Raw genomic sequence first — 21127 nt, 5'->3', positions numbered from 1 at the left:
GCCCCCGCACCGCCATTTCTTGAATGGGAAGGGAATAGATCTTTTATGCTTACTTTTCCTGATGCAAGTTTTTCATGGCAAGAAATGTTTTAAACCCAATAAAATCAGAGGCGATGCTTTGCATCGCCTCTGATTTTATTGGGTTTAAATGGATTTAGATATGATGATTCGATATTTGCCCCTTGTAGTGGGGACATTAGGGGGCTTTGCCCTATTAGCTAATCGCATGGTGACTGCAAATCTCACCTCTAGTCAGTCTCGTGCTGATGCTTTGGGAGTTTTGTTGAGCGCGGTTTTGATTTTGGTGGGGCTACTGTGGCAACAAGCGCAGCCGAAACCACCTGATGCAGTCAATTTAATTGGCGAAGAAGGTTTAGAAATTGATGAAGCGCTGCCCGATGTAATCAAAACCGAACTGGCTTGGGCATCGCATATTTTGCTGACGAATACTGTGACTAAGGTGGTGGCGATTTATTACGATCGCAAGACAATTTTACGGCGGGGTATCTTAGGCAAGAGCAATCAGGTAAATATCGGCACGATCGCTGAGCGGGTAATGAAAACCCAAAAGCCAATTTATCTGGTCAAACTAGAGCTTTATCCTGGGCGGGTGGAGTTTGACTATCTACCCGAAAATACTCAGGGCGTAATTGTGCAACCTCTAGGCGAAAAAGGAGTCATGGTATTAGGCGCAAATATTCCGCGTAGCTATACTAAGCAAGATGAAAATTGGGTAACAGCGATCGCTGACAAACTCACCTATAATCTCGAAAAAATATCCTCATAAAATTATGCGAAATAATAAGCTAAATCGTATTTTTACAACTGTTACATTATCTTCATTGCTCACTGCTTCCTTAGTTTTACCTGCATTTAATCAAGCGATCGCGCAAACTCCTCAAGAGAGTAGTGATACAGCCGAGCCAACCAAGCCAACCAAACCAAGTTCGCCTGTAATTTCCCAAGAAAAACGAGCTTTGATAAAAGAGCTGTTAGAAATTACCGAATCCAGCCAAAATGCCCAACAAATCATGGATGCGATGGTACGCGCAGAATTACCCAAATTAGTATCGACTATCCTCCAAAATGTTCCTGCACTCGACAGCGATAGCCCAGAAGTTCAAAAGAAATTGAGCGACATCGTGTCACGGATGGCTGGCAAATATCGCGATCGCGTGATCAAAAAAATTGATGTCAACCAATTGATTGATGAGGTGTCCTACCCAATCTATGACAAGTATTTTACGACCTCTGAATTGCGAGACATCATTGGCTTTTATAATTCGGCAACGGGCAAAAAGGCGATCGCTGTACTACCTCAGGTTGTTGGTGACTCCATGAAGCGTACCAATGAAATTTTGTTACCCAAAATGTCTAGCATTATGGCTGAAATCATTGCTGAAGAGCTATTAAATGCATTGCCCCGTAAATAATCAGTGCAAAGCAATGTAACCGTCTTAGCGATTGCTATACTGTAATGCTGTAAGTGCTTTGTCGCATCAGCAAGCCTTTCACACATTCCACTTTCACATATTTCAACTGTTACACCCTCAATTACATTCTTAAAAGACGCATGGCACTTCTAGATCGACAAGGTCGTTTATTTGGCAAATTTAGCATTCTCGACATCGGTGCGATCGCCACCATCCTGATCGTCCTGATTGGCTTACTCATCGTTCCTGGCAACGGCGGCAGTTCGATCGCTCAAATGCTATCTGCTGAAAATAAGACCGTCCAAGTCGATATGAATGTGCGTGGTTTAAGTGCTACCGATCCTCAAAACCTTATCAAAATTGGCGACAAAGTAAAAATCATCATCCGTAATCAACCACGCGGTGAAGTCACCATCAAAAAAGTAGAAATCTCAACCCCAAAAATTGTCGCGGCAAAATCTGACGGCACTGCGGTCTATTTTGACGACCCTCGCGCTATCTCTACTTCTCAATCAGACCTTGCTATCACCCTCGAAGCAACTGCCCAAATTACTAATGACGGGGCTGTATTTGCTAGTGAAAAAGTCAAAGTTGGTACATCAATTGACATTGAAGGTCCGAAATACATTATTCGGGGTAGTGCAATGGCGGTGAGGTATTAATTATGCAACCCCCATTTCCTCAAGGCTTTGTACTTAAAGGTCGCTATGCTGTCCGATCAACAATTGGACAGGGTGGCATGGGGCGCACTTATCTAGCGCAAGATCTAGAGCGCTTTAACGAAACCTGCGTATTGAAAGAATTTATCCCTCCTCAAGATTCTCAAGAGGTGACAGAAAAAGCGAAAGAGCTATTTCGTCGTGAAGCGTCGGTGCTATATCAAATCCGTCATCCGCAAGTGCCAGAATTTCGCGCAACCTTTGAGTCTGAGGGCAGATTGCTCTTAGTCCAAGACTATGTCGAAGGTAAAAACTACCGCAATTTACTACTCGATCGCCTCAAGGTTGGACAGACATTCTCTGAGAATGAGATTTTTGCACTGATGCAGCAGCTTTTACCAGTGCTGAGCTATTTGCATGGGCACAATATTATTCACCGCGATATTTCCCCTGAGAACCTAATGTTGCGATCGCAGGATAACTTACCTGTACTGATCGATTTTGGGGTTGTGCAGGAAACCACCGCAAAACTAAATTCACAGATGGGCATTCCCGCCTCAACCGTTGCAGGTAAAGCAGGCTATGCGCCCCCCGAACAATTACAGTCGGGCAATGCCTATGCCAACAGCGATCTCTATGCCCTTGCGGTAACTTCGATTGTTTTGCTGACGGGTCGCGAGCCATCAGAGCTATTTGATAGCATCAATCTGGCATGGAATTGGCAACAGTTTGCCAATGTTAATCCTGCATTCGCAAGGGTAATCAACCAAATGTTGAGCTATAAACCCACCAATCGCTATCGCTCGGCAGATGAGGTGACACAGGCTCTGCAAGTAGCCCAAGCTTCTTTTTCGGGCGCAAAAACCTATGCGGTAGGACGACAAGTGCCATCCAATGTGGCGGCAAATATTCCCCAAAGAACAGTAGTAGCTGGTGCTAGCAATCGCAATCCAGCAAATTATGGTACTCAAAATTCGCCTAATCGATCAACCAGTGGTGGCGGTGTCAACTGGTTCTTGGGAATTTTAATTATTTTGGTAGCTGGGTTTGGCTCTTGGGCGATCACCTCTTTCTTTTTTAGTCGTAATCGCGCTACTACCAATCCGACCGAAACTGCGATCTCTTCTCCCACGGCAACACCAAGCGCGACAAATGTACAGAATATCAACACCAGCCTTGAACTTAAGTCAGTGAATGAGGGCTTAAATCGTGGATTCAGTAGCGAGAAGATTGCGGCAGGGCAAGTCGTTAATGTACGTTTTAATGGCGAAAAAGATGAGCTTTTAACTGTTTCGCTAAATGGTGCTGATTTGCAAATGACCATCCAAAGTGATGATCAAGTTAGTCTAGACCGCAAAGCAATTGATAATGCTACAGGATATTGGCAAGGTCGTCTGAAAAAAGATGGTGTGTACTATATCAAAATCAAAACCACTGGTACAAATGAAACTACTTATAAGCTCGATGTCCAGTTAGAAGCTCCAGTAAAAGCTCAGCCGACACCAACCCGAACTCCTACGCCAAGTCCAACAGCTACGCCTAAGGATACACCCACAACTACGCCCACTCCTATTCCTACCCCTACTTCTGGACAGCCTGATCCTACTAGATCGCCTGATCCTACGCCCACTCCTATTCCTACCGAACCACCGCGATCGCCCTCGCCAGTTCCAATTCCCACTGAGCCTGCACCAGAGCCCACCAAACCACTTACATTTTAAAATAAATATATAAGAATAGGCGGCGCTTCGCACCGCCTATTCTTATATATTTAGGAATACCAAATTAATGCAAACCGTAGATATCAAGTTCCAAAAGCTGCATCCAGATGCTCAAGTTCCTAGTTATGCCCATCTTGGCGATGCTGGTGCTGATGTTTATTCAGTTGCTGAAGTCACGCTCCAGCCTCAGCATCGCGCTGCCATTCCCACAGGATTAGCAGTCGATATTCCCATCGGCTACGAAATCCAAGTGCGTCCCAAAAGCGGACTTGCTCTCAAACATGGCATTACCGTTCTCAATTCGCCTGGAACAGTTGATGCTGGTTATCGTGGCGAGATTCAAGTGATTGTGATTAATCTTGGAACAGAAGCTTATACTTTCACAAAAGGTCAAAAAATTGCTCAGCTAGTACTAAAGCCAGTGATTCAAGCTCAATATATTGAAGGAGAACTCGGAACTAGCGATCGCGGTTTTGGCGGTTTTGGGAGTACAGGGTTAACTTAGAGATTACAAAACCAAGAATTGGTGGTGCGGGGCTTTGCCCCGCACCACCAATTCTTGAAGGGAGTATGTATGCCAAGCGTTAATCAACCAAAGCTCATCATATTTTCTCAGCATGGAATGAGCGATACCAACCATGCGATGAAATCATTAGCTCATAAAGTTGCACCGCCGCATTCTCATATCGTTGCGCCAAATCTGGGGTTTATCCAAACCCACTTTGAGATTGCACCTTTGATTCAAAAGGTTGAGCGATCGGCTGCCCAAGCTTTTGCCCAGTACCCTGATTTATCAGCGCGGATCATGGCTACTTCTCTGGGAGGTGTGATTTGGATTGAGGTATTATCTCGCCATCGAGAATGGTGGTCAAAAATCGAGTCTTTGGTATTGTTAGGATCGCCTATAGGTGGTGCAGATCTTGCCCGAATTATCGATCCTTTTGGGTGGGGTATTGGGATGGCTAAGCATCTTGGCAAAAATCGGCGACCTCTAGCAGAGCAAATTACAGCAGTAGTTCCCACATTGGTAGTGGCGGGTAATATCGATAGTGATGGTACGGTCACAACTGAGTCTACAAAGTTAAAATACGCTCATTTTGTCTGCTTAAACAATGTAAGTCACCCCGCGCTGAGGTTTGATCCTGCGGTAGCTGAAACGATTCAAGAATTTTGGGCAAAGCCTAGAGAACCTCTACCTGCACCCGAAATAACGCTAATTTCAGAGTTAATAACGCATTTTCGTGCCGTATCAGGCATCACTGATGCAAATTCGCGAGATGTGCGCCATGCCAAGACTGCATTTTCTTTTGCCGATGGAACTAGCCTCCACACTTGGAAAAATATTTTCGGCGTTGATCATATATTCATCTCTAACTCTGATGGGGAATGTCAATACGCTGGTTTTGTTGGCTGGGTTCACTCTGCTGGACTGAAAAGAGCTATAGGTAAAGCGATAGAAGCTCAAAGAGTATGAGGCGGTGCGAAGCGCCGCGCCTCATACTCTTTGAGGTTTGTCTAGAACAGGTCTAAATCAGTCACAGCACCTTTACTACTCGTTGAAACCAGCTTGGCATATTTTGCCAAAACACCTTTGGTGTAGCGAGGAGCAGGAGGATTCCAATTTGCACGACGGGCAGTAAGTTCCTCATCGCTGACATTGAGTTGAATCAATCGCTGATGTGCATCAATCGTGATTGAGTCGCCTTCATTTACTAAGGCGATCGCACCACCAACAAAAGCCTCAGGCGCAACGTGACCAACCACCATGCCATAGGTTCCTCCAGAGAACCGTCCATCGGTGATTAAAGCAACTGAATCACCCAAGCCAGCACCAATAATCGCACTGGTTGGCGCGAGCATTTCACGCATACCAGGTCCACCCTTTGGTCCCTCGTAGCGAATTACTAATACATCCCCAGCATTAATCTTGTTAGCGAGAATTGCCCCAAGACAATCTTCTTCCGATTCAAAAACACGGGCTGGGCCAGTGATGATTGGATTTTTGACACCAGAGATTTTCGCGACTGCACCTTCTAAGGCAAGGTTACCTCTGAGAATAGAGAGATGTCCTTGCTTGTACATAGGACGCTCCCAAGGACGAATGACATCTTGATCGGCACGAGGTTCGGCAGGAATATCTTTGAGAAGTTCTTCGACAGTTTGCCCTGTGATAGTGATGCAGTCACCATGTAATAAGCCATGAGCTAACAACATCTTCATCACTTGAGGAATGCCACCAGATTTATGTAAATCGGTCGCAACGTAACGTCCCGATGGCTTGAGATCGCAAAGAACAGGAACATTCTCGCGGATCCGCTCGAAGTCATCAAGGTTCCATTCCACACCTGCGGAATAGGCGATCGCTAAAAAGTGCAAGACTGCATTTGTCGAGCCGCCTACTGCCATAACGACAGAAATCGCATTCTCAATCGATTTGCGTGTGATGATGTCGCGAGGCAACAAATTATTGCGAATCGCGTTGACTAAAACAGTGCCAGCCAGTTCAGTATTAGCGGCTTTTTCGGGTGCAACGGCTGACATGGTAGAGGAATACATCAAGCTCATGCCCATTGCTTCAAATGCTGAAGACATGGTGTTAGCAGTATACATGCCACCACAGGAGCCAGCCCCAGGACAAGCATTGCGCTCAACTGAGTTGAGTCTGACTTCATCAATTCGACCTGCACTATATTGGCCAACGGCTTCAAAAGAACTAACTACGGTCAAGTCTTCGCCATCAAGATGTCCTGGTTCGATTGTCCCGCCATAGACAAATAAAGCAGGAATGTTCATTCTTGCCATTGCGATCATCGCCCCTGGCATATTCTTGTCACAGCCACCGATCGCTAAAATGCCATCCATACTCTGACCAGTACAGGCGGTTTCAATCGAGTCCGCAATTACATCGCGGGACACAAGTGAATATTTCATCCCCTCAGTTCCCATGGAGATCCCATCACTGATCGTGATCGTGCCAAAAACTTGGGGCATCCCATTAGCAGCACGAATTCCTGCTTCAGCGCGGATCGCCAAAGGTGCAATCCCCATATTGCAAGGGGTAATTGTGCTGTGGGCGCTTGCCACACCGACAATAGGTTTAGTAAAATCTGAGTCTTGAAAACCAACAGCGCGTAACATAGCGCGGTTAGGCGATCTCTGAACGCCTTCGGTAATTGCACGACTTCTGCGATTGTCGGACATAATTCACATCTCTGTTATTAGCTTAATCAACTAAAACATTTTAGAATTTTTAGACACTAGAATAATCATCTTGGACTATCGGCAATTACCAAATGCAACTTCAAACGCAATTTCCTAAGCACTTGTCTGATCGTTTGCCAACTCGTCTAAACCGTCGTGCTGCCCTTGGGGCTACTGCCTTGACTATCGCACTTGTCCTCTATGGTTGTGGAGAAAGTAAAGTTTCCCAATGTAACAAAGTTGTTACTATCGCCAATAAAACTGCGGCTCTGGCAATTCCCAAGGATCTTGCGGGCTTTGCGCCATTAGCTGCAAGTATTGATCAAATCCGCACAGAAATACAAGCGATCGCAGTTCAAGACTCAAAGCTTAAAGAATTACAAACGCAATTGTTGGGGGTCTATGGTGATACTTCTCAAGCTTTAAAGGAACAAGTCAAAGCAACACAGGCTAAAGATACCAATGCCATGAATAAAGCCGAGCAAGATTTAGAAACTGCATCAAAGAAAGAAAGTGAAGTCGTCGATCAAATTAATGCTTTATGCAGTAAATAAAACCGATAAATATTAAAACCAATAAATTTTTAAAAAGTGTTACGGGTCAACACTTTTTAAAATTTATTGGTTCATGGTTGCTCAGAAATTGCTATAGGATTGCTCTTGACGAGATTGATCAACAGATTCAATCACTTTTTGACGTTCTCGCTTCCACATTTTTTTAAGCTCATCACTGTAGCCTAATATTAAATAAGGAAAGCGATTGAAAATTTCTTTTAATAGCAACTCCACATCAGCTTCACTGGGGCAAGGACAGGCATACTCTTCACCTTGGCGATCGTGTAATGCCAGACTATAAAATTTGCCATACTTGGTGGAAGTCACCTTTTTGTAACCCCAAATTAACTGATCAAGCTTAATAGCTTTCATATCAATGTTCTGAAGTTGCAGCAGCCAAGAGTGAGTGAGTTGGTTATTGCCAATCGTAATCGTATTAATTCCCGAATTAGCCTCTGCATCGATTTCTTGATTCAGGGTTTGCCAATCACCTAGCTTTGCTAGACGTTTGCTAATTGGATGATTGCCAAGATCCGATCGCCAGCGTATTGCAGATATGATTTTCCACAGGCTAAATAATGAGATCGGCACTCCAAATAGCAAGGCAAAATAACCAACAGCACGATAATCTCCAGTATCCAGCATAAATGGCAGAAATGTTCCCTTGAGTGTAGAACTCTGAGATTCAATTGGATCTACAATTCTGCTTTTAACTTCGCTGGAAATATCTGACAAACCACCAGTAACTTGAGTGCTGTTGGCACTAACTCCAGACTTCACCAAAAGAATGCGTTTATTTAGTTTCAGAGTTTGATACTTTGCAGAAACAGATTCGCTAACAGTTTGACCAGTACTACGACGCACTCTTTTGGTAATTTGTTGAACACCAGTATCATCGATCGCATTTCCCTTGACTGTTATGAACTGTTGCATCCCATCATCAAGGGATTTTAGATCCTCTAATTTTTGGGCATCAACTAGAAATGGACCAAGAGCAAAGTTATACAAGTAACGATATTGCCAACCTGCTACGCCTAACAAAACTGCCATTAATATCCCATTAGATATCAATAAATTGCGGCTTTTTAGAAGTACTTGTTTGCCGATAATAGTATTGAACATGATTATTTTTTCTAACAATTAGTTACAGCAAATTGTGGGTTAACTAACTTCAAGATCTTTCATTCCAGCGCAAAGCTCTATAATAATTAAGCTTTTGTAATGGATCTTAATCTTGGTGCCAGCTTTAAAATTTATTGGTATTAAAGTTGGAGCTGAAATTAATTATTTTCGAGTGTAAGACAACTGATAGAAAAACAAATCTGTGTTGCAAATTTTGAAACAGATGCCATCATAAAACTATGTTTTTGAGGCAACTCTCCAAAAACATAGTTTTATGATGAGGAATAGCGGCGGTGATTTTCAAACCAAGAAATTAATAATTCCTGACATTCACGTTCGCGGATTCCTGCGATCGCCTCCAGCTTGTGAAACGACACAGGACTATCAGGCAAATTAGCCACTGTGCGAATGGCTCCTGCTTTCGGATCATCAGCGCCATAGACTAAAATACTAACCCGCGCTTGCAAAATTGCCCCTGCACACATCGGACAAGGCTCTAAAGTCACATATAATGTGCATCCATTCAAATGCCAGTCATGCAATACCCTCGCTGCCTCACGGATTGCCACAATTTCGGCATGAGCAGTAGGATCTTGATCTCGCTCTTTGCGATTTACGCCAGTCGCGATCGCCTCTCCCCTACTATTCACAATCACTGCACCCACAGGAATTTCCCCAGACTCCCCCGCTTCTTTTGCCAGTGCGATCGCCCGATCCATCCACATTTGATGCATTACTATATTTTTCATTATTCACAGCTTATCAAACCCAAAAATTATCGGCAGCGCGAAATGCACCGATAATTTTTGGGTTTAATGTTACATTTGCAGCCATTTTTTTGCAAAATGGTATTAGTCCTGAATTGAGTCTTCTATGTCCCCCGAACCAAACGTCCTAGAACCGATCGCATTAACCACACCACTTTTTTACGTCAATGATCGCCCCCATATTGGTAGCGCTTACCCCACGATCGCAGCCGATGCTTTTGCACGGTTCTATCGACTCAAAGGACATCCTGTCATGTTTGTGACAGGGACAGATGAACATGGACAAAAAATTCAACGTACAGCCGAAAAAAATAATTTATCGCCCCAAGAACATTGCGATCGCACTGTCGCCGAATTTTATTCACTCTGGGAAAAGTTTAATATTCGCTTTGATCGCTTTACTAGGACTACTGCCCCAAAACATCAAGCGATCGTAAATGAATTTTTTCAACGAGTTTATGACGCAGGTGATATTTACTTAAATCAGCAAAAAGGATGGTATTGCGTTGCTTGCGAAGAATTTAAAGAAGAGCGCGAACTCCCCGAAAGTCATCATTGTCCGATCCATACCAATGTCGTTTGCGAATGGCGTGATGAACCAAATTATTTCTTTCGTCTCTCCAAGTATCAAGACGCACTTGATCAATTTCAAGCAGCTAACCCCAACTTTATCCAACCCGAAAGTCGCCGCAATGAAGTTCTTGGCTTTATGAAGCAGGGTTTGCAAGATTTTTCAATTTCCCGTGTCAACCTCGATTGGGGCTTTCCGATTCCTACAGATCCCACCCATACAATTTATGTTTGGTTCGATGCTTTGCTGGGCTATGTCACGGCTTTGCTAGATCCTGATGATGAGCCGACCCTCGAAAATGCGCTCAAAAAGTGGTATCCCTTCAATCTACATATCATTGGTAAAGACATCTTAAGATTTCATGCGATTTACTGGCCAGCAATGCTCATGTCTGCGGGATTAGATTTGCCAAAGCGCGTATTTGGTCATGGTTTGCTGACAAAAGATGGCTTGAAAATGGGAAAAACTTTGGGTAATACAATTGATCCCTACGATTTAGTGGATCGGTTTGGTGCTGATCCCATACGCTATTACTTTTTAAAAGAAATTGAATTTGGAAAGGATGGAGACTTTAACGAAGATAGATTTATCGCGATCGTGAATGCTGATCTCGCTAATAGTCTCGGCAATTTACTAAACCGTAGTCTGGGAATGGCAAATAAATATTGTCAACAAACTATTCCTGCACATGATCCCAGCGATCGCACTGAATTCTCAGACTTAATTAAACCAGTGATCGAACAAGCAAAAAAATTAGGTGATCGCGTGGCTCTTGATTACCAAAATCTCAACTTTCGAGCAGCTTGCGAGAAAATTCTTGAACTAATTTGGAACTGCAACAAGTTAATTGATGAAACTACACCTTGGAAGCAATTTAAAGCAGGTAAACAGAAAGAAGTTAACGAAACTTTATATACTTTGCTCGAATCAGTAAGGATTGCAGCTTATTTACTTTCCCCAATTACGCCAAAACTAGGTATTGCCGCATATCAACAATTAGGGTTAAATTTTGATGAAACATCTCCACCTGATTGGAGTCACACAAATTGGGGAATACTCAAAACAGGTGCACCCCTATCTACACCAGTACCGATCTTTCAACGTATTGAAATTGTTTAAGTTGCAATACATTTAAGATTTAAGTGGTGTAATTTATTAACTCTTACATCTATCAGAATCTATGCCTCTAAGTATATTTACTTATGGTGTATAGTAAAAGGTAGGTTATAAAAATAAACTTATTGTTTTTGTATTCTTATTATAAAAAATTCGTTTATAGTTCTAAGTTTATTTTAGATTTATCTTTAAATTTACTTTGAATTGATTAATATCAAATTCTCTAATAATTCTCAAAAAGTCTTGGGATAAAGCAAGTTTATTTATTGAAAGCTACTTTTAACGTCCGATACTAGCTTTAAATGAGCTATGTGTGAGTTTATTAAAAAATTTTAAGAGGTTCTTCTGAATTAGGTAAACACTTAGGACGGTTGTAAGTATCAATGCTAATACCAAAGCTTCATCCCCCAGCACTAGATAATAAACGTTCTATAGGCAAAAACATGCTACCTTTTGAGCAAGATTCTGGCTTTAAAGCAGACCAGATTTTAGAAAATCGAGGGCGGGTTGCCATCTTTATTGATGGCTCTAATCTTTTCTATGCAGCCCTACAGCTAGGAATCGAAATCGATTACACTAAGCTGCTTCTATGCCTTACCGATGGCTCACGATTACTTCGAGCCTTTTTCTATACAGGCGTAGATCGCACCAATGAAAAACAACAGGGTTTCCTGTTGTGGATGCGTCGCAATGGCTATCGAGTTATTTCCAAGGAACTTGTACAGCTACCCGATGGCTCCAAAAAAGCTAATCTCGATGTCGAAATTGCTGTGGACATGATGGCATTAATTGGCTCCTACGACACGGCTGTATTGGTAAGTGGCGATGGCGATCTTGCCTACGCAGTTGACGCGGCGAGTTATCGAGGTGTGCGCGTTGAAGTAGTTAGTTTACGATCAATGACCAGCGACCATTTGATTAATGTTGCCGATCGCTATGTCGATCTTGAAGCGATCAAAGAAGATATCATGAAAATATCACGATCTCCTTCGCCCAGTAATATACCCAATACTGCGCCATCGATCGCTAACTATACCTATCGCCCCATCTCTGGAGTTTCATCCATGGACAGCGATCGGGACAACTAGCTGTCATCTATAATTCATCTTTGGAAATTACTAGCAATTTAGGAATAATCTTAATCAATCCTAAAAAATATTGACAGAAGTTGCCATTGTCAATATATTATAGAGTTCGCTGTAAAATATTACGTCTTCGTAATTTGCTTCTGTCGATTGTAGCTAACCCACTGCATAGAACTAATGCTCTCGCGAAGATCGTGTTGTACAGCCATCCGCCCAAAAAGTTGCTGACGAGATTCCTGAAAAGGATGATCAGCAAGTGCTTTTAGGGCAACCATAACATTGAAAACTGACAACAAATTGGGAGACTTATAGTGGCTCGCATTGCAGGAGTAGACCTTCCGCGTGACAAGCGCATCGAAATAGGACTAACGTACATATACGGAATCGGTCTAACTAGCGCCAAAAAAATCTTAGCAGCTACCAAAATAAACCCTGATACACGGGTTAAAGAACTTACTGATCCTGAAGTAACAACTTTGCGTCAAGAGGTAGAATCCAACTTTCAAGTTGAAGGCGATCTGCGTCGTCTCGAAGGTTTAAGCATCAAACGTCTAGTAGACATCGGTTGCTACAGAGGTCGTAGACATCGTATGGGGCTTCCTGTCCGTGGACAACGTACTCGCACCAATGCGCGTACACGCCGTGGCGGTCGTCGTACTGTCGCTGGTAAGAAGAAGGCTCCAGGTAAGAAGTAAGTAAGGATTAATACGAAACAATGGCTCGTCAAACAACTCGTAGAACTGGCGCACGTAAGAATAAGCGCAATGTCCCTAATGGAGTCGCTTACATCCAGTCTACTTTTAACAACACTATCGTCACGATCGCAGACACCGTAGGTGATGTCATCTCTTGGTCTTCGGCTGGTGCTAGCGGCTTTAAAGGCGCAAAGAAAGGCACTCCATTTGCTGCACAAACTGCGGCTGAATCCGCTGCTAGAAGAGCAATGGAGCAAGGAATGCGTCAAGTTGAAGTAATGGTTACAGGTCCTGGATCTGGCCGCGAAACCGCAGTGAGAGCTTTGCAAGCTGCTGGTCTAGAGATCACCCTCATTCGTGACATTACCCCAATCCCTCACAATGGCTGCCGTCCTCCAAAACGCAGACGTGTGTAATCAATTACGAATTAGAAATTACGAATTAAAACAATAAAACTGTAAAAAATTCGTAATTCGTAATTCGTAATTTTTCAATTCTCTAATTTCACCTTTGATTTTCGTTTACTCTTGCAGACTAAGTCGGTACAAATATGGCACAGTTTCAGGTTGAGTGCGTTGCATCCCATACAGAAAAAGACAATAGCCAGTACAGCCAATTTGTTCTGGAACCACTAGATCGGGGGCAAGGCATTACCATTGGAAATGCGCTCAGACGGGTATTGCTCTCCAATCTTGAGGGTGCGGCCGTCACTGCTGTTCGCATTGCTGGTGTCAACCATGAATTTGCGACGATTCCTGGCGTACGGGAAGACGTTTTGGATTTGATGCTCAACCTTAAGGAGCTAGTGCTGAAGTCTTATAGCTCAGCACCACAAATCATCCGTTTGGTAGAGCGCGGTCCAAAGCTAGTTACGGCTACCAGTTTTCATTCTTTGCCATCGGATATCGAGATTGTTAATCCTAACCAATACATCGCCACTCTTAGTGAAGGTGCAACATTGGAGATGGAACTTACGATTGAGCGTGGTAAAGGCTATCGTTCGGTAGATCGTTCTAAGGAAGACCATAGTTCTCCTATTGATACGCTCAAGATCGACGCTGTGTTTATGCCTGTGCGCAAGGTCAAATATGAGATTAAGGACGCTCGGATCGGTGATGCGATCAATAAAGAGAGTCTCTTAATTGATATTTGGACAAACGGCAGCATTACGCCTCAAGAAGCGCTTAGCCAAGCCGCTAGCGTATTAGTGAATTTGTTCTCACCCTTGCAAGAAATCACTCTTGCGCCCTCACTGCCTCAAGAACGTGATGAGCAAGATGAGACTAAGCAAATTCACATTGAAGAATTGCAACTGTCAGTCAGAGCATACAACTGCCTCAAACGAGCACAGATTAACACTGTTGCTGATTTGTTGGAATATACCCAAGACGATTTACTGGAAATCAAAAACTTTGGGCAAAAGTCGGCTGAGGAAGTTATGGATGCCCTCAAACAGCATCTTGGTTTAACCTTAACTGAGTCCAAGGCTTCTAAAATTCTGTAGAAAGGCTATCTTTTAAACTCTTTTACATAAAGAGTTTGGTTTCATATTCATCTAGTACACACCTATGCGTCACCGTTGTAAAACCCCCCAGCTTAACAAGGCTGCCGATCAGCGCAAAGCTCTCCTACGGGCTTTGACCACTGAGCTAATCCTCAGAGGCGAAATTAAGACAACCAGAGCTAAGGCTGATGCTGTTCGGTCCAATGTCGATCACATGATCACTTTGGCTAAAGACGGCTCTCTTCACGCTCGTCGTCAAGCGATCGCCTATTTATACGATATCTCGGTTAAAGATGGCGAACCCGTAAGCGATCGTCCTCAGACCAAGACTAAACAAGAACAATTGCCTGAAGAAGAGCGAGTAACTACCTTGGTTGACTTATTGTTCACCCAAGCGAAAGATCGCTATGCTGAGCGCAATGGTGGTTATACCCGTATTGTGCGCACGGTCAGCCGTCGCGGTGACAATGCCGAAATGGCGATCTTGCAACTTGTGTAAACATCAAGATGTTCTCCGCTGATTCTGAGTCTCCCCATCGTATTGCTTTAGTTATTCAATATCTAGGTACATACTTTTACGGGTGGCAAAGGCAGCCAAATCATCCCAGTGTGCAACAAACGATTGAAGAAGCGATCGCTAAGATCTGCGGAAAAGCAACCGTTTTGCATAGTGCAGGTAGAACTGATACTGGCGTTCATGCTGCGGCTCAAGTAGCACATTTTGATACGTCAAGCTTGATCCCCCCCCATCGTTGGGCAAAGGTACTGAATAGTTATTTGCCTGAAGGTATCTTAATCTGTGGATCAACGGAAGTGGCTGCTGACTGGCACGCAAGATTTTCGGCAACATGGCGGCGTTATCGTTACACGATTTACACTGCCGCGATTCCGAATTTATTTGTAAAACCCTTTAGCTGGCACTACTATCACGATCGCCTTGATGAAAAGCTAATCCATCAAGCCTTACAGCTGATGTTAGGCGAACAAGATATGGCAGCATTTCAGAGGGCAGGTTCAAGTCGTCCCCATAGTCGTCTTGAGCTTCAAGAAGCGATATGTTGGCGGGATGGCAATTTTGTCCATGTGGAGGTCCAAGCTAGTGGCTTTTTGTACGGCATGATCCGTTTGCTAGTGGGGCAATTAGTCGATGTTGGGCGTTCGCGCCTGAGTGTTGAAGCCTTTACGAGCATATGGCAAGAAAAACGTCGTATTGAAGTTAAGTATGCGGCTCCACCGCAAGGACTGTGCTTATTGGCGATCGGCTATGCCGATCATCCATTTGCTGAGTTCGCATCGCGCAAGCAAACACTAGGCTTAAATGACAACCATGTAATTACATTGGTTTGAAGTTTAAAGGCTAATGTGCTCCAAACTTACAAGTTTGACAGAAATATTTCACAGATCTATTTCTCAGATAAATATCATAGATAAATCTCGTTTGTAGAGAAACTAATGACTACAACTACACTTACTCCGAATAAAAGCTACTTACCAAAAGATCCCGATCGCAAATGGTATGTCATTGATGCGGAAGGTCAACGACTAGGAAGACTTGCTAGCGCGATCGCAATCATCTTGCGCGGCAAAAATAAGCCCATCTATACGCCCCACCTAGATACTGGTGATTTTGTCGTTGTCATCAACGCCGAAAAAATTGCTGTAACTGGGAAAAAATCCACCCAAAAGTTATACAGAAGACATTCTGGTCGCCCAGGTGGGATGAAGGAAGAAACCTTTGACAAGGTAATCGCTCGCGTTCCTGAACGTATTCTTGAACATGCCATCAAGGGTATGTTGCCTAAGAATACCCTTGGTCGCCAGCTTTTCACCAAGCTCAAGGTCTACAAGGGTGCTAGCCATCCTCATGAGGCACAGCAGCCTGAAACCTTGGTAATCAATACCATTCCATCTCAGAAGTAGGAGAAATAACCGATGTCAGATACTGAACGTTCTAATCGTGCTGTTTACTGGGGAACTGGTCGTCGTAAAAAGGCGATCGCCCGTGTACGCCTTGTTCCAGGGGAAGGCAAAGTCGTCATCAATGGTAAAGCAGGCGATTTGTACTTGCAATTTAACCCCACATACATTGCTGGCGTTAAAGCTCCTTTGGAAACCTTGGGCTTGGAAAATGAGTACGATGTTTTGGTCAATGCTCATGGTGGTGGTGTAACTGGTCAAGCTGATGCAATCCGCTTGGGTGTTGCCCGTGCACTGTGTGAACTTGCTCCCGAAAACCGTAAACCTCTCAAGGTTGAAGGCTACATGACTCGCGATCCCCGTTGTAAGGAACGTAAGAAGTATGGTCTTAAGAAAGCTCGTAAAGCTCCTCAATACTCGAAACGGTAATCGTTTACCTCAAATAAAAAGCCTCGCAATGCGAGGCTTTTTATTTATTAAGGATATGAGATGCGGCGCTTCGCGCCGCATCTCATATCCTTATAGTTTCTCAATGCCGCGATCTAACACTTCGTAATAAAGGGGCAAATATCCTGATTTGATGCCACCATCTTCCTTTGCTTTGTCTAAATTACCGCGCAAAGTATGACTATTGTGCACGCTGTAAATTTCATAGCGATCGCCTATAAATACGTAATCAGCAACATCGGTAAACTCTTCACCTTTGACTAGCTGCCAGAGATCATTGACATAAACAAAATGATAATCTGCTAGATCTGGACTTGAGGATGGACGCTCTACAGCCGCAGAGATTTCAGCAGTATAGTGGGGATTATTATTTGTTGGGGGGACAACTTTACTAGTGACGTTGCGATAGAAACAGCTTTCGTTGTAGCAAAATCTGAGTTTTGCCATTTTGGTTTTAATGTTTTCAAAGCGCTCAACTATCTGAGATGAAGAAGGTTCAGATGCTGCCGATACTTTGGGCGCAAAAGAGTTTGAGACGGTTATGCCAAGGCAAATTAGGCAGATAAAAAAAATATTGGCAAGCGATCGCCATTGTTTGTTGGTCATAAAGCTCATGATTATTAAAACTATATAGCAATCCTAAATCATTTATAGTTTTCAATGTTTGAGGAAAAGCGCATACCTTGGTTATGATCTTTCTCAAACCATTTAATCCTTATATAGCTATAACCATCAGCGCTAGGACAAAAATAAACCCCAAGAGAGAGTTGCGGCACGAAGTGCCGCAACTCTCTCTTGGGGTTTATTCCTGAATTGACTGTATACAGATATATATCAAGACAAAAACAAAAAAGACGAGTGGTGCTTTACGTCAGCAGTTGTCTTTTTTGGTTTGAAATGCGCTCTAAGATGAAAAAATTACTATTTTTTCGGTGATAAATAGCTCAACAGCCTTCAATTTCAAGAACATCTCTTCAATAATTTTCAAGGCTTTTTCTGAATCTTGTGAGTGATTTAACTCTTCAAGTTGCTGCGCTAATATCTGTATTTGCAAAGCACCTACATTGCTACTAGCACCTTTAAGATGATGAGCCTCGCCCATAATTTGTGACCAGTCATTGCTAATGATCTCGTCTCGCATTTTGTTTAAGCGTTGCGAAACATCTTCAACATAAACCTGTAGAACTTCAATCTCAAACTCTATATCTCCCTCTGATATCTGGCTAAGTTGCTCTGAGTTAACAGGTGATTCTGGTTGATGATTCATATAGGTAAAAGCCTTACAGCAGTTAACTAAGCTAGTTTAAGTTTATTTCAGGCTAAACTACCATGTATACAATCAAAAAAACTGTAAGTAGGAAAAGCATTTCCAAGAATTCTATTTATAAAGCCAATTTTTGGGTTTTCAGCGCCTACGACACTGGAAACCCAAAAATCGGTTTTAATCTAATTACGTCGTCAACAGACTTACTCCAAAACCGATTTTTATAATGAGAATTGCTTAAACATTTCAAAAGCACTTTAGGCGATCGCGATATCAATGTTAGAATGAGAGACAATTGTAAAGATTTGCAAAGCAATATATTTATTCAAAATTTATTAGGCTGTTTAGAGCAAAGCGATGTTCAGCCTAGTCTCATCAAAATTTAAATAAGACGAGTCATATCGACCATGCGTATCATTTTAATGACAGGAAAAGGCGGGGTTGGCAAAACCTCTGTCGCCGCAGCTACAGGTTTACGCTGTGCTGAATTGGGTTATAAAACTCTGGTTTTGAGTACCGATCCTGCTCACTCTCTCGCCGATAGCTTTATGGTCGAATTGGGGCATGATCCTAAAGAAGTTCGCCCAAATCTTTGGGGAGCAGAGCTAGATGCTCTGCGTGAACTAGAGGGCAACTGGGGCGCGGTCAAGCGTTATATTAGTGAAGTCCTCCAAGCCAGAGGGCTAGAGGGAGTTCAAGCAGAAGAGTTGGCAATCTTACCAGGAATGGATGAGATTTTTGGATTAGTGCGGGTCAAGCGTCACTATGACGAGAAAGAATACGACGTATTAGTAATTGACTCTGCACCTACTGGGACAGCGCTTCGACTACTTTCGCTACCTGAAGTGGCAGGTTGGTATATGCGGAAGTTTTATAAACCTTTACAGGGGATGGCACAGGTTCTCAGTCCTGTATTCGAGCCAATTTTCAAGCGGGTGACGGGTTTTTCTCTTCCCAATAAAGAAGTAATGGACGCACCCTATGAATTTTATGAAGAACTTGAAGCTCTAGAAAAGATTCTCACGGACAATACCACCACAACGGTCAGATTGGTGACTAATCCAGAGAAGATGGTGATTAATGAGTCCTTGAGAGCCCATTCCTATCTCAGTCTCTACAATGTGGCTACTGACATGGTGATCGCCAATCGCATCATTCCTGAGGAAGTCCAAGATCCATTCTTTAAGGTTTGGAAGGACAATCAGAAGCAGTATTGTGAACAAATTCACCGTGATTTTCATCCTCTGCCAATCAAGGAGATTCCTCTCTATGCTGAGGAGATGTGTGGAATTGCTGCCCTAGAAAGGCTTAAAGACACGCTATACGGTAATGAAGATCCGTCTCAGGTCTATTACAAGGAAAATACGATGCGTGTAATTGAAGAGAACAAGCAGTATCGTTTGGAATTGTATTTGCCAGGTGTACCGAAGGAGAAGATTGAGCTAACCAAGACTGGTGATGAGTTAAACATTCGCATTGGCAATCATCGCCGCAATTTGGTTTTACCCCAAGCTCTATCAGTTTTGCAAACATCTGGGGCAAAGATGGAAGATGATTATCTAAAAATTCGATTCTCAACACCCGTTTAATGTTATTCCAATCCCCGCAAGTGTGACTACACTTGCGGGGATTGGAAGCCCAATTTGCTCTCAAGATCGAACCAATAAAGTCATTGAAAGTGTTGCGAATCAACACTTTCAATGACATGGAATTTAACCATACCTTTCTGGCAAGTTGCATTGGCTTTATTCAGCCATAGTAGAGTATCTTATTGATAAAGAGTCATAAAAATCATTTTCTTGAGGCTAAAATAATGTGCTCTTAATAATTAGAGCATTATTTTAGAATATCTATGCTGCCTAGCGAACTCCTGATGCATCGACTGAATGGCGAATCCGTCGTTCCTAAAAGATTGAAATTGGATGATAAGCATCAAGCGATCGCAATAGAACTAATCGCAATTTTTGAGAATGCTAAGGGTAGGACTCAGAGTGAACTCGATCGCCTATTGCAAGAACTTGAAGGCGACACACCAGATTATCGTGTAAAGCGGGGATTGGCACATATTCTCAAGTCCAGTTTCAGCACTTTTGAAATTGTGAGTCCGCTTGAATCACAGGAATTACGCCGCCGTATTTTTGAATTGTCGGCTCAAGTTATACCTAGTCAGCAGGCTACACAGCAAACTCTTACCAAACTTGCCGATAGCCTGACTGAAGAACTGAAGCGTGAAGTCTTACCTTCGCAAATTACAACAGGACTTTATGCCGATCTGATGGAGAATCGGATTCTGACCGAATTTGAAAGTCCGACACCTGAAGCTCTTATTCATCGTTATAATCTTTCGCAAGTGCAAGGGATTTTCTATCGGGCAAGTCACATGACTCTAAAAGTCCATCGTAATGATCCAGGAGAATATAAGCTACTATTCCGTTATCTCAAGCTATTTCAATTGATGTCCTATATCGAAGGTGATGTCGATTATGGTTTTACGATTACTGTCGATGGTGCTACGAGTTTGTTTGGCACGAGTACTCGTTACGGACTTGAGATCGCGAAGTTGCTACCAGCTTTGCTACATGTCACTAAATGGAGCCTCAACGCCACCCTCGTTGAAAAAGATACTTATTCAAAACAAAAACGTACAGGTTTATTTACTCTCGATTCTGATTGTGGCTTAGTTAGTCATTATCCTGCTGGCAAAATGTATGACAGTGCGATCGAGTCATCGTTTGCAGAGCGTTGGGCAGAACTAAAAACTGAGTGGAAGTTAGAAAGAGAAGTAGATTTAATTCCCATTCCTGGGAGTGTGATGATTCCTGACTTTCGATTAGTGCATCCCGATGGACGTACTTATTTATTAGAGATCGTCGGTTATTGGCGACCTGAGTATTTACGCAAGAAGTTTTCGCAGGTGAGACAAGCTAATTGTGAGAATTTGATTTTGGCGATTTCTGAACGACTGAATCTGGAGAAGGCGGGCGTAAAAGTAAGCGATACTCCTGCGCTGACAGTTTGGTTTAAAGATAAACTTTCACCAAAAGTAGTTTTACAAGCGATCGAATAAAGAA

Annotated in this window: 24 protein-coding genes; 18 read left to right on the top strand and 6 right to left on the bottom strand. The window is 43.0% G+C overall.

From position 1 onward, the window contains the following. The first annotated feature begins 163 nt into the window (after positions 1-163). The 6 genes from CQ839_RS16285 to CQ839_RS16260 all read left to right on the top strand — a co-directional run bounded on the left by CQ839_RS16285 (position 164) and on the right by CQ839_RS16260 (position 5287). Positions 164-787, top strand: a complete 624-nt coding sequence (locus CQ839_RS16285) for a cofactor assembly of complex C subunit B (protein ID WP_103669393.1) — start codon at positions 164-166, stop codon at positions 785-787. Between the two features lie 4 nt (positions 788-791). After that, entirely contained in the window at positions 792-1433 is a 642-nt protein-coding gene (locus CQ839_RS16280) for a DUF2059 domain-containing protein (protein ID WP_103669348.1), read from the top strand. 140 nt (positions 1434-1573) lie between these two features. Continuing rightward, positions 1574-2095: a DUF4330 domain-containing protein gene (locus tag CQ839_RS16275; RefSeq protein WP_103669347.1), complete on the top strand. Its 522-nt coding sequence runs from the start codon at positions 1574-1576 to the stop codon at positions 2093-2095. 2 nt (positions 2096-2097) lie between these two features. Then, positions 2098-3813, top strand: coding sequence for a serine/threonine-protein kinase (locus CQ839_RS16270; protein WP_103669346.1), 1716 nt, complete (start codon positions 2098-2100; stop codon positions 3811-3813). Positions 3814-3880: 67 nt separating this feature from the next. Continuing rightward, positions 3881-4318, top strand: a complete 438-nt coding sequence (dut, locus tag CQ839_RS16265) for a dUTP diphosphatase (RefSeq protein ID WP_103669345.1) — start codon at positions 3881-3883, stop codon at positions 4316-4318. 69 nt (positions 4319-4387) lie between these two features. Then, on the top strand, positions 4388-5287 hold the full coding sequence (locus tag CQ839_RS16260; protein ID WP_103669344.1) for an alpha/beta fold hydrolase: 900 nt from the start codon (positions 4388-4390) through the stop codon (positions 5285-5287). Positions 5288-5328: 41 nt separating this feature from the next. On the opposite strand, the gene ilvD is transcribed toward CQ839_RS16260, so the two are convergent. Then, positions 5329-7014 carry a dihydroxy-acid dehydratase gene (gene ilvD, locus CQ839_RS16255; RefSeq protein WP_103669343.1) on the bottom strand — a complete coding sequence of 562 codons (1686 nt, stop codon included), beginning with the start codon at positions 7012-7014 and terminating at the stop codon, positions 5329-5331. A gap of 92 nt (positions 7015-7106) precedes the next feature. Here ilvD and CQ839_RS16250 point away from each other — a divergent pair, with 92 nt between their 5' ends. Further along, on the top strand, positions 7107-7568 hold the full coding sequence (locus tag CQ839_RS16250) for a hypothetical protein (RefSeq protein WP_103669342.1): 462 nt from the start codon (positions 7107-7109) through the stop codon (positions 7566-7568). Positions 7569-7649: 81 nt separating this feature from the next. Here the strand turns inward: CQ839_RS16250 and CQ839_RS16245 are convergent, their stop codons facing one another. Next, positions 7650-8690: a DUF6709 family protein gene (locus CQ839_RS16245; protein WP_103669341.1), complete on the bottom strand. Its 1041-nt coding sequence runs from the start codon at positions 8688-8690 to the stop codon at positions 7650-7652. Between the two features lie 272 nt (positions 8691-8962). Then, complete coding sequence (locus CQ839_RS16240; protein WP_103669340.1) at positions 8963-9439, bottom strand: nucleoside deaminase; 477 nt, start codon at positions 9437-9439, stop codon at positions 8963-8965. A gap of 124 nt (positions 9440-9563) precedes the next feature. Between CQ839_RS16240 and metG the strand changes: the two genes are divergently transcribed. Next, entirely contained in the window at positions 9564-11147 is a 1584-nt protein-coding gene (gene metG / locus CQ839_RS16235) for a methionine--tRNA ligase (RefSeq protein WP_103669339.1), read from the top strand. A gap of 440 nt (positions 11148-11587) precedes the next feature. Next, entirely contained in the window at positions 11588-12232 is a 645-nt protein-coding gene (locus tag CQ839_RS16230; protein WP_103669338.1) for an NYN domain-containing protein, read from the top strand. A gap of 119 nt (positions 12233-12351) precedes the next feature. Here the strand turns inward: CQ839_RS16230 and CQ839_RS25185 are convergent, their stop codons facing one another. Then, a complete protein-coding gene (locus CQ839_RS25185) occupies positions 12352-12504 on the bottom strand; it encodes a hypothetical protein (RefSeq protein WP_181016222.1) in 153 nt (50 codons plus the stop codon). Positions 12505-12540: 36 nt separating this feature from the next. Between CQ839_RS25185 and rpsM the strand changes: the two genes are divergently transcribed. The 7 genes from rpsM (at position 12541) to rpsI (ending at position 16774) form a co-directional block, all read left to right on the top strand. After that, a complete protein-coding gene (gene rpsM / locus CQ839_RS16225) occupies positions 12541-12924 on the top strand; it encodes a 30S ribosomal protein S13 (RefSeq protein WP_009628987.1) in 384 nt (127 codons plus the stop codon). 20 nt (positions 12925-12944) lie between these two features. After that, on the top strand, positions 12945-13340 hold the full coding sequence (gene rpsK, locus CQ839_RS16220; protein WP_009628986.1) for a 30S ribosomal protein S11: 396 nt from the start codon (positions 12945-12947) through the stop codon (positions 13338-13340). A gap of 134 nt (positions 13341-13474) precedes the next feature. Further along, entirely contained in the window at positions 13475-14428 is a 954-nt protein-coding gene (locus CQ839_RS16215) for a DNA-directed RNA polymerase subunit alpha (RefSeq protein ID WP_103669337.1), read from the top strand. A gap of 64 nt (positions 14429-14492) precedes the next feature. Beyond that, positions 14493-14927 carry a 50S ribosomal protein L17 gene (gene rplQ, locus CQ839_RS16210; RefSeq protein WP_103669336.1) on the top strand — a complete coding sequence of 145 codons (435 nt, stop codon included), beginning with the start codon at positions 14493-14495 and terminating at the stop codon, positions 14925-14927. An 8-nt stretch (positions 14928-14935) separates the two neighbouring features. Continuing rightward, positions 14936-15775 carry a tRNA pseudouridine(38-40) synthase TruA gene (gene truA, locus CQ839_RS16205; RefSeq protein WP_103669335.1) on the top strand — a complete coding sequence of 280 codons (840 nt, stop codon included), beginning with the start codon at positions 14936-14938 and terminating at the stop codon, positions 15773-15775. Positions 15776-15880: 105 nt separating this feature from the next. Further along, positions 15881-16348, top strand: a complete 468-nt coding sequence (gene rplM, locus CQ839_RS16200) for a 50S ribosomal protein L13 (protein ID WP_103669334.1) — start codon at positions 15881-15883, stop codon at positions 16346-16348. Positions 16349-16360: 12 nt separating this feature from the next. Continuing rightward, positions 16361-16774 carry a 30S ribosomal protein S9 gene (rpsI, locus tag CQ839_RS16195; RefSeq protein ID WP_103669333.1) on the top strand — a complete coding sequence of 138 codons (414 nt, stop codon included), beginning with the start codon at positions 16361-16363 and terminating at the stop codon, positions 16772-16774. 90 nt (positions 16775-16864) lie between these two features. Here rpsI and CQ839_RS16190 read toward each other — a convergent pair whose 3' ends face one another. After that, entirely contained in the window at positions 16865-17398 is a 534-nt protein-coding gene (locus CQ839_RS16190) for a hypothetical protein (protein ID WP_103669332.1), read from the bottom strand. Between the two features lie 298 nt (positions 17399-17696). After that, positions 17697-18059, bottom strand: a complete 363-nt coding sequence (locus tag CQ839_RS16185) for an Hpt domain-containing protein (RefSeq protein ID WP_103669331.1) — start codon at positions 18057-18059, stop codon at positions 17697-17699. Between the two features lie 404 nt (positions 18060-18463). On the opposite strand from CQ839_RS16185, the gene CQ839_RS16180 reads away from it, so the two are divergent. Both CQ839_RS16180 and CQ839_RS16175 read left to right on the top strand, forming a co-directional pair. Next, positions 18464-19645: a TRC40/GET3/ArsA family transport-energizing ATPase gene (locus CQ839_RS16180; protein WP_103669330.1), complete on the top strand. Its 1182-nt coding sequence runs from the start codon at positions 18464-18466 to the stop codon at positions 19643-19645. A 263-nt stretch (positions 19646-19908) separates the two neighbouring features. Next, positions 19909-21123 carry a DUF790 family protein gene (locus CQ839_RS16175; RefSeq protein ID WP_103669329.1) on the top strand — a complete coding sequence of 405 codons (1215 nt, stop codon included), beginning with the start codon at positions 19909-19911 and terminating at the stop codon, positions 21121-21123. Positions 21124-21127: the final 4 nt, after the last annotated feature.

This window comes from Pseudanabaena sp. BC1403, from assembly GCF_002914585.1.
GTDB lineage: Bacteria > Cyanobacteriota > Cyanobacteriia > Pseudanabaenales > Pseudanabaenaceae > Pseudanabaena.
This window is presented reverse-complemented; position numbering and strand designations above follow the sequence as displayed.

What these genes read in the sequence shown, in the direction of transcription:
- CQ839_RS16285 (WP_103669393.1), top strand. Translation starts at nt 164, where the DNA reads ATGATTCGATATTTGCCCCTTGTAGTGGGGACATTAGGGGGCTTTGCC.
- CQ839_RS16280 (WP_103669348.1), top strand. Translation starts at nt 792, where the DNA reads ATGCGAAATAATAAGCTAAATCGTATTTTTACAACTGTTACATTATCT.
- CQ839_RS16275 (WP_103669347.1), top strand. Translation starts at nt 1,574, where the DNA reads ATGGCACTTCTAGATCGACAAGGTCGTTTATTTGGCAAATTTAGCATT.
- CQ839_RS16270 (WP_103669346.1), top strand. Translation starts at nt 2,098, where the DNA reads ATGCAACCCCCATTTCCTCAAGGCTTTGTACTTAAAGGTCGCTATGCT.
- dut (WP_103669345.1), top strand. Translation starts at nt 3,881, where the DNA reads ATGCAAACCGTAGATATCAAGTTCCAAAAGCTGCATCCAGATGCTCAA.
- CQ839_RS16260 (WP_103669344.1), top strand. Translation starts at nt 4,388, where the DNA reads ATGCCAAGCGTTAATCAACCAAAGCTCATCATATTTTCTCAGCATGGA.
- ilvD (WP_103669343.1), bottom strand. Translation starts at nt 7,014, where the DNA reads ATGTCCGACAATCGCAGAAGTCGTGCAATTACCGAAGGCGTTCAGAGA.
- CQ839_RS16250 (WP_103669342.1), top strand. Translation starts at nt 7,107, where the DNA reads ATGCAACTTCAAACGCAATTTCCTAAGCACTTGTCTGATCGTTTGCCA.
- CQ839_RS16245 (WP_103669341.1), bottom strand. Translation starts at nt 8,690, where the DNA reads ATGTTCAATACTATTATCGGCAAACAAGTACTTCTAAAAAGCCGCAAT.
- CQ839_RS16240 (WP_103669340.1), bottom strand. Translation starts at nt 9,439, where the DNA reads ATGAAAAATATAGTAATGCATCAAATGTGGATGGATCGGGCGATCGCA.
- metG (WP_103669339.1), top strand. Translation starts at nt 9,564, where the DNA reads ATGTCCCCCGAACCAAACGTCCTAGAACCGATCGCATTAACCACACCA.
- CQ839_RS16230 (WP_103669338.1), top strand. Translation starts at nt 11,588, where the DNA reads ATGCTACCTTTTGAGCAAGATTCTGGCTTTAAAGCAGACCAGATTTTA.
- CQ839_RS25185 (WP_181016222.1), bottom strand. Translation starts at nt 12,504, where the DNA reads ATGGTTGCCCTAAAAGCACTTGCTGATCATCCTTTTCAGGAATCTCGT.
- rpsK (WP_009628986.1), top strand. Translation starts at nt 12,945, where the DNA reads ATGGCTCGTCAAACAACTCGTAGAACTGGCGCACGTAAGAATAAGCGC.
- CQ839_RS16215 (WP_103669337.1), top strand. Translation starts at nt 13,475, where the DNA reads ATGGCACAGTTTCAGGTTGAGTGCGTTGCATCCCATACAGAAAAAGAC.
- rplQ (WP_103669336.1), top strand. Translation starts at nt 14,493, where the DNA reads ATGCGTCACCGTTGTAAAACCCCCCAGCTTAACAAGGCTGCCGATCAG.
- truA (WP_103669335.1), top strand. Translation starts at nt 14,936, where the DNA reads ATGTTCTCCGCTGATTCTGAGTCTCCCCATCGTATTGCTTTAGTTATT.
- rplM (WP_103669334.1), top strand. Translation starts at nt 15,881, where the DNA reads ATGACTACAACTACACTTACTCCGAATAAAAGCTACTTACCAAAAGAT.
- rpsI (WP_103669333.1), top strand. Translation starts at nt 16,361, where the DNA reads ATGTCAGATACTGAACGTTCTAATCGTGCTGTTTACTGGGGAACTGGT.
- CQ839_RS16190 (WP_103669332.1), bottom strand. Translation starts at nt 17,398, where the DNA reads ATGACCAACAAACAATGGCGATCGCTTGCCAATATTTTTTTTATCTGC.
- CQ839_RS16185 (WP_103669331.1), bottom strand. Translation starts at nt 18,059, where the DNA reads ATGAATCATCAACCAGAATCACCTGTTAACTCAGAGCAACTTAGCCAG.
- CQ839_RS16180 (WP_103669330.1), top strand. Translation starts at nt 18,464, where the DNA reads ATGCGTATCATTTTAATGACAGGAAAAGGCGGGGTTGGCAAAACCTCT.
- CQ839_RS16175 (WP_103669329.1), top strand. Translation starts at nt 19,909, where the DNA reads ATGCTGCCTAGCGAACTCCTGATGCATCGACTGAATGGCGAATCCGTC.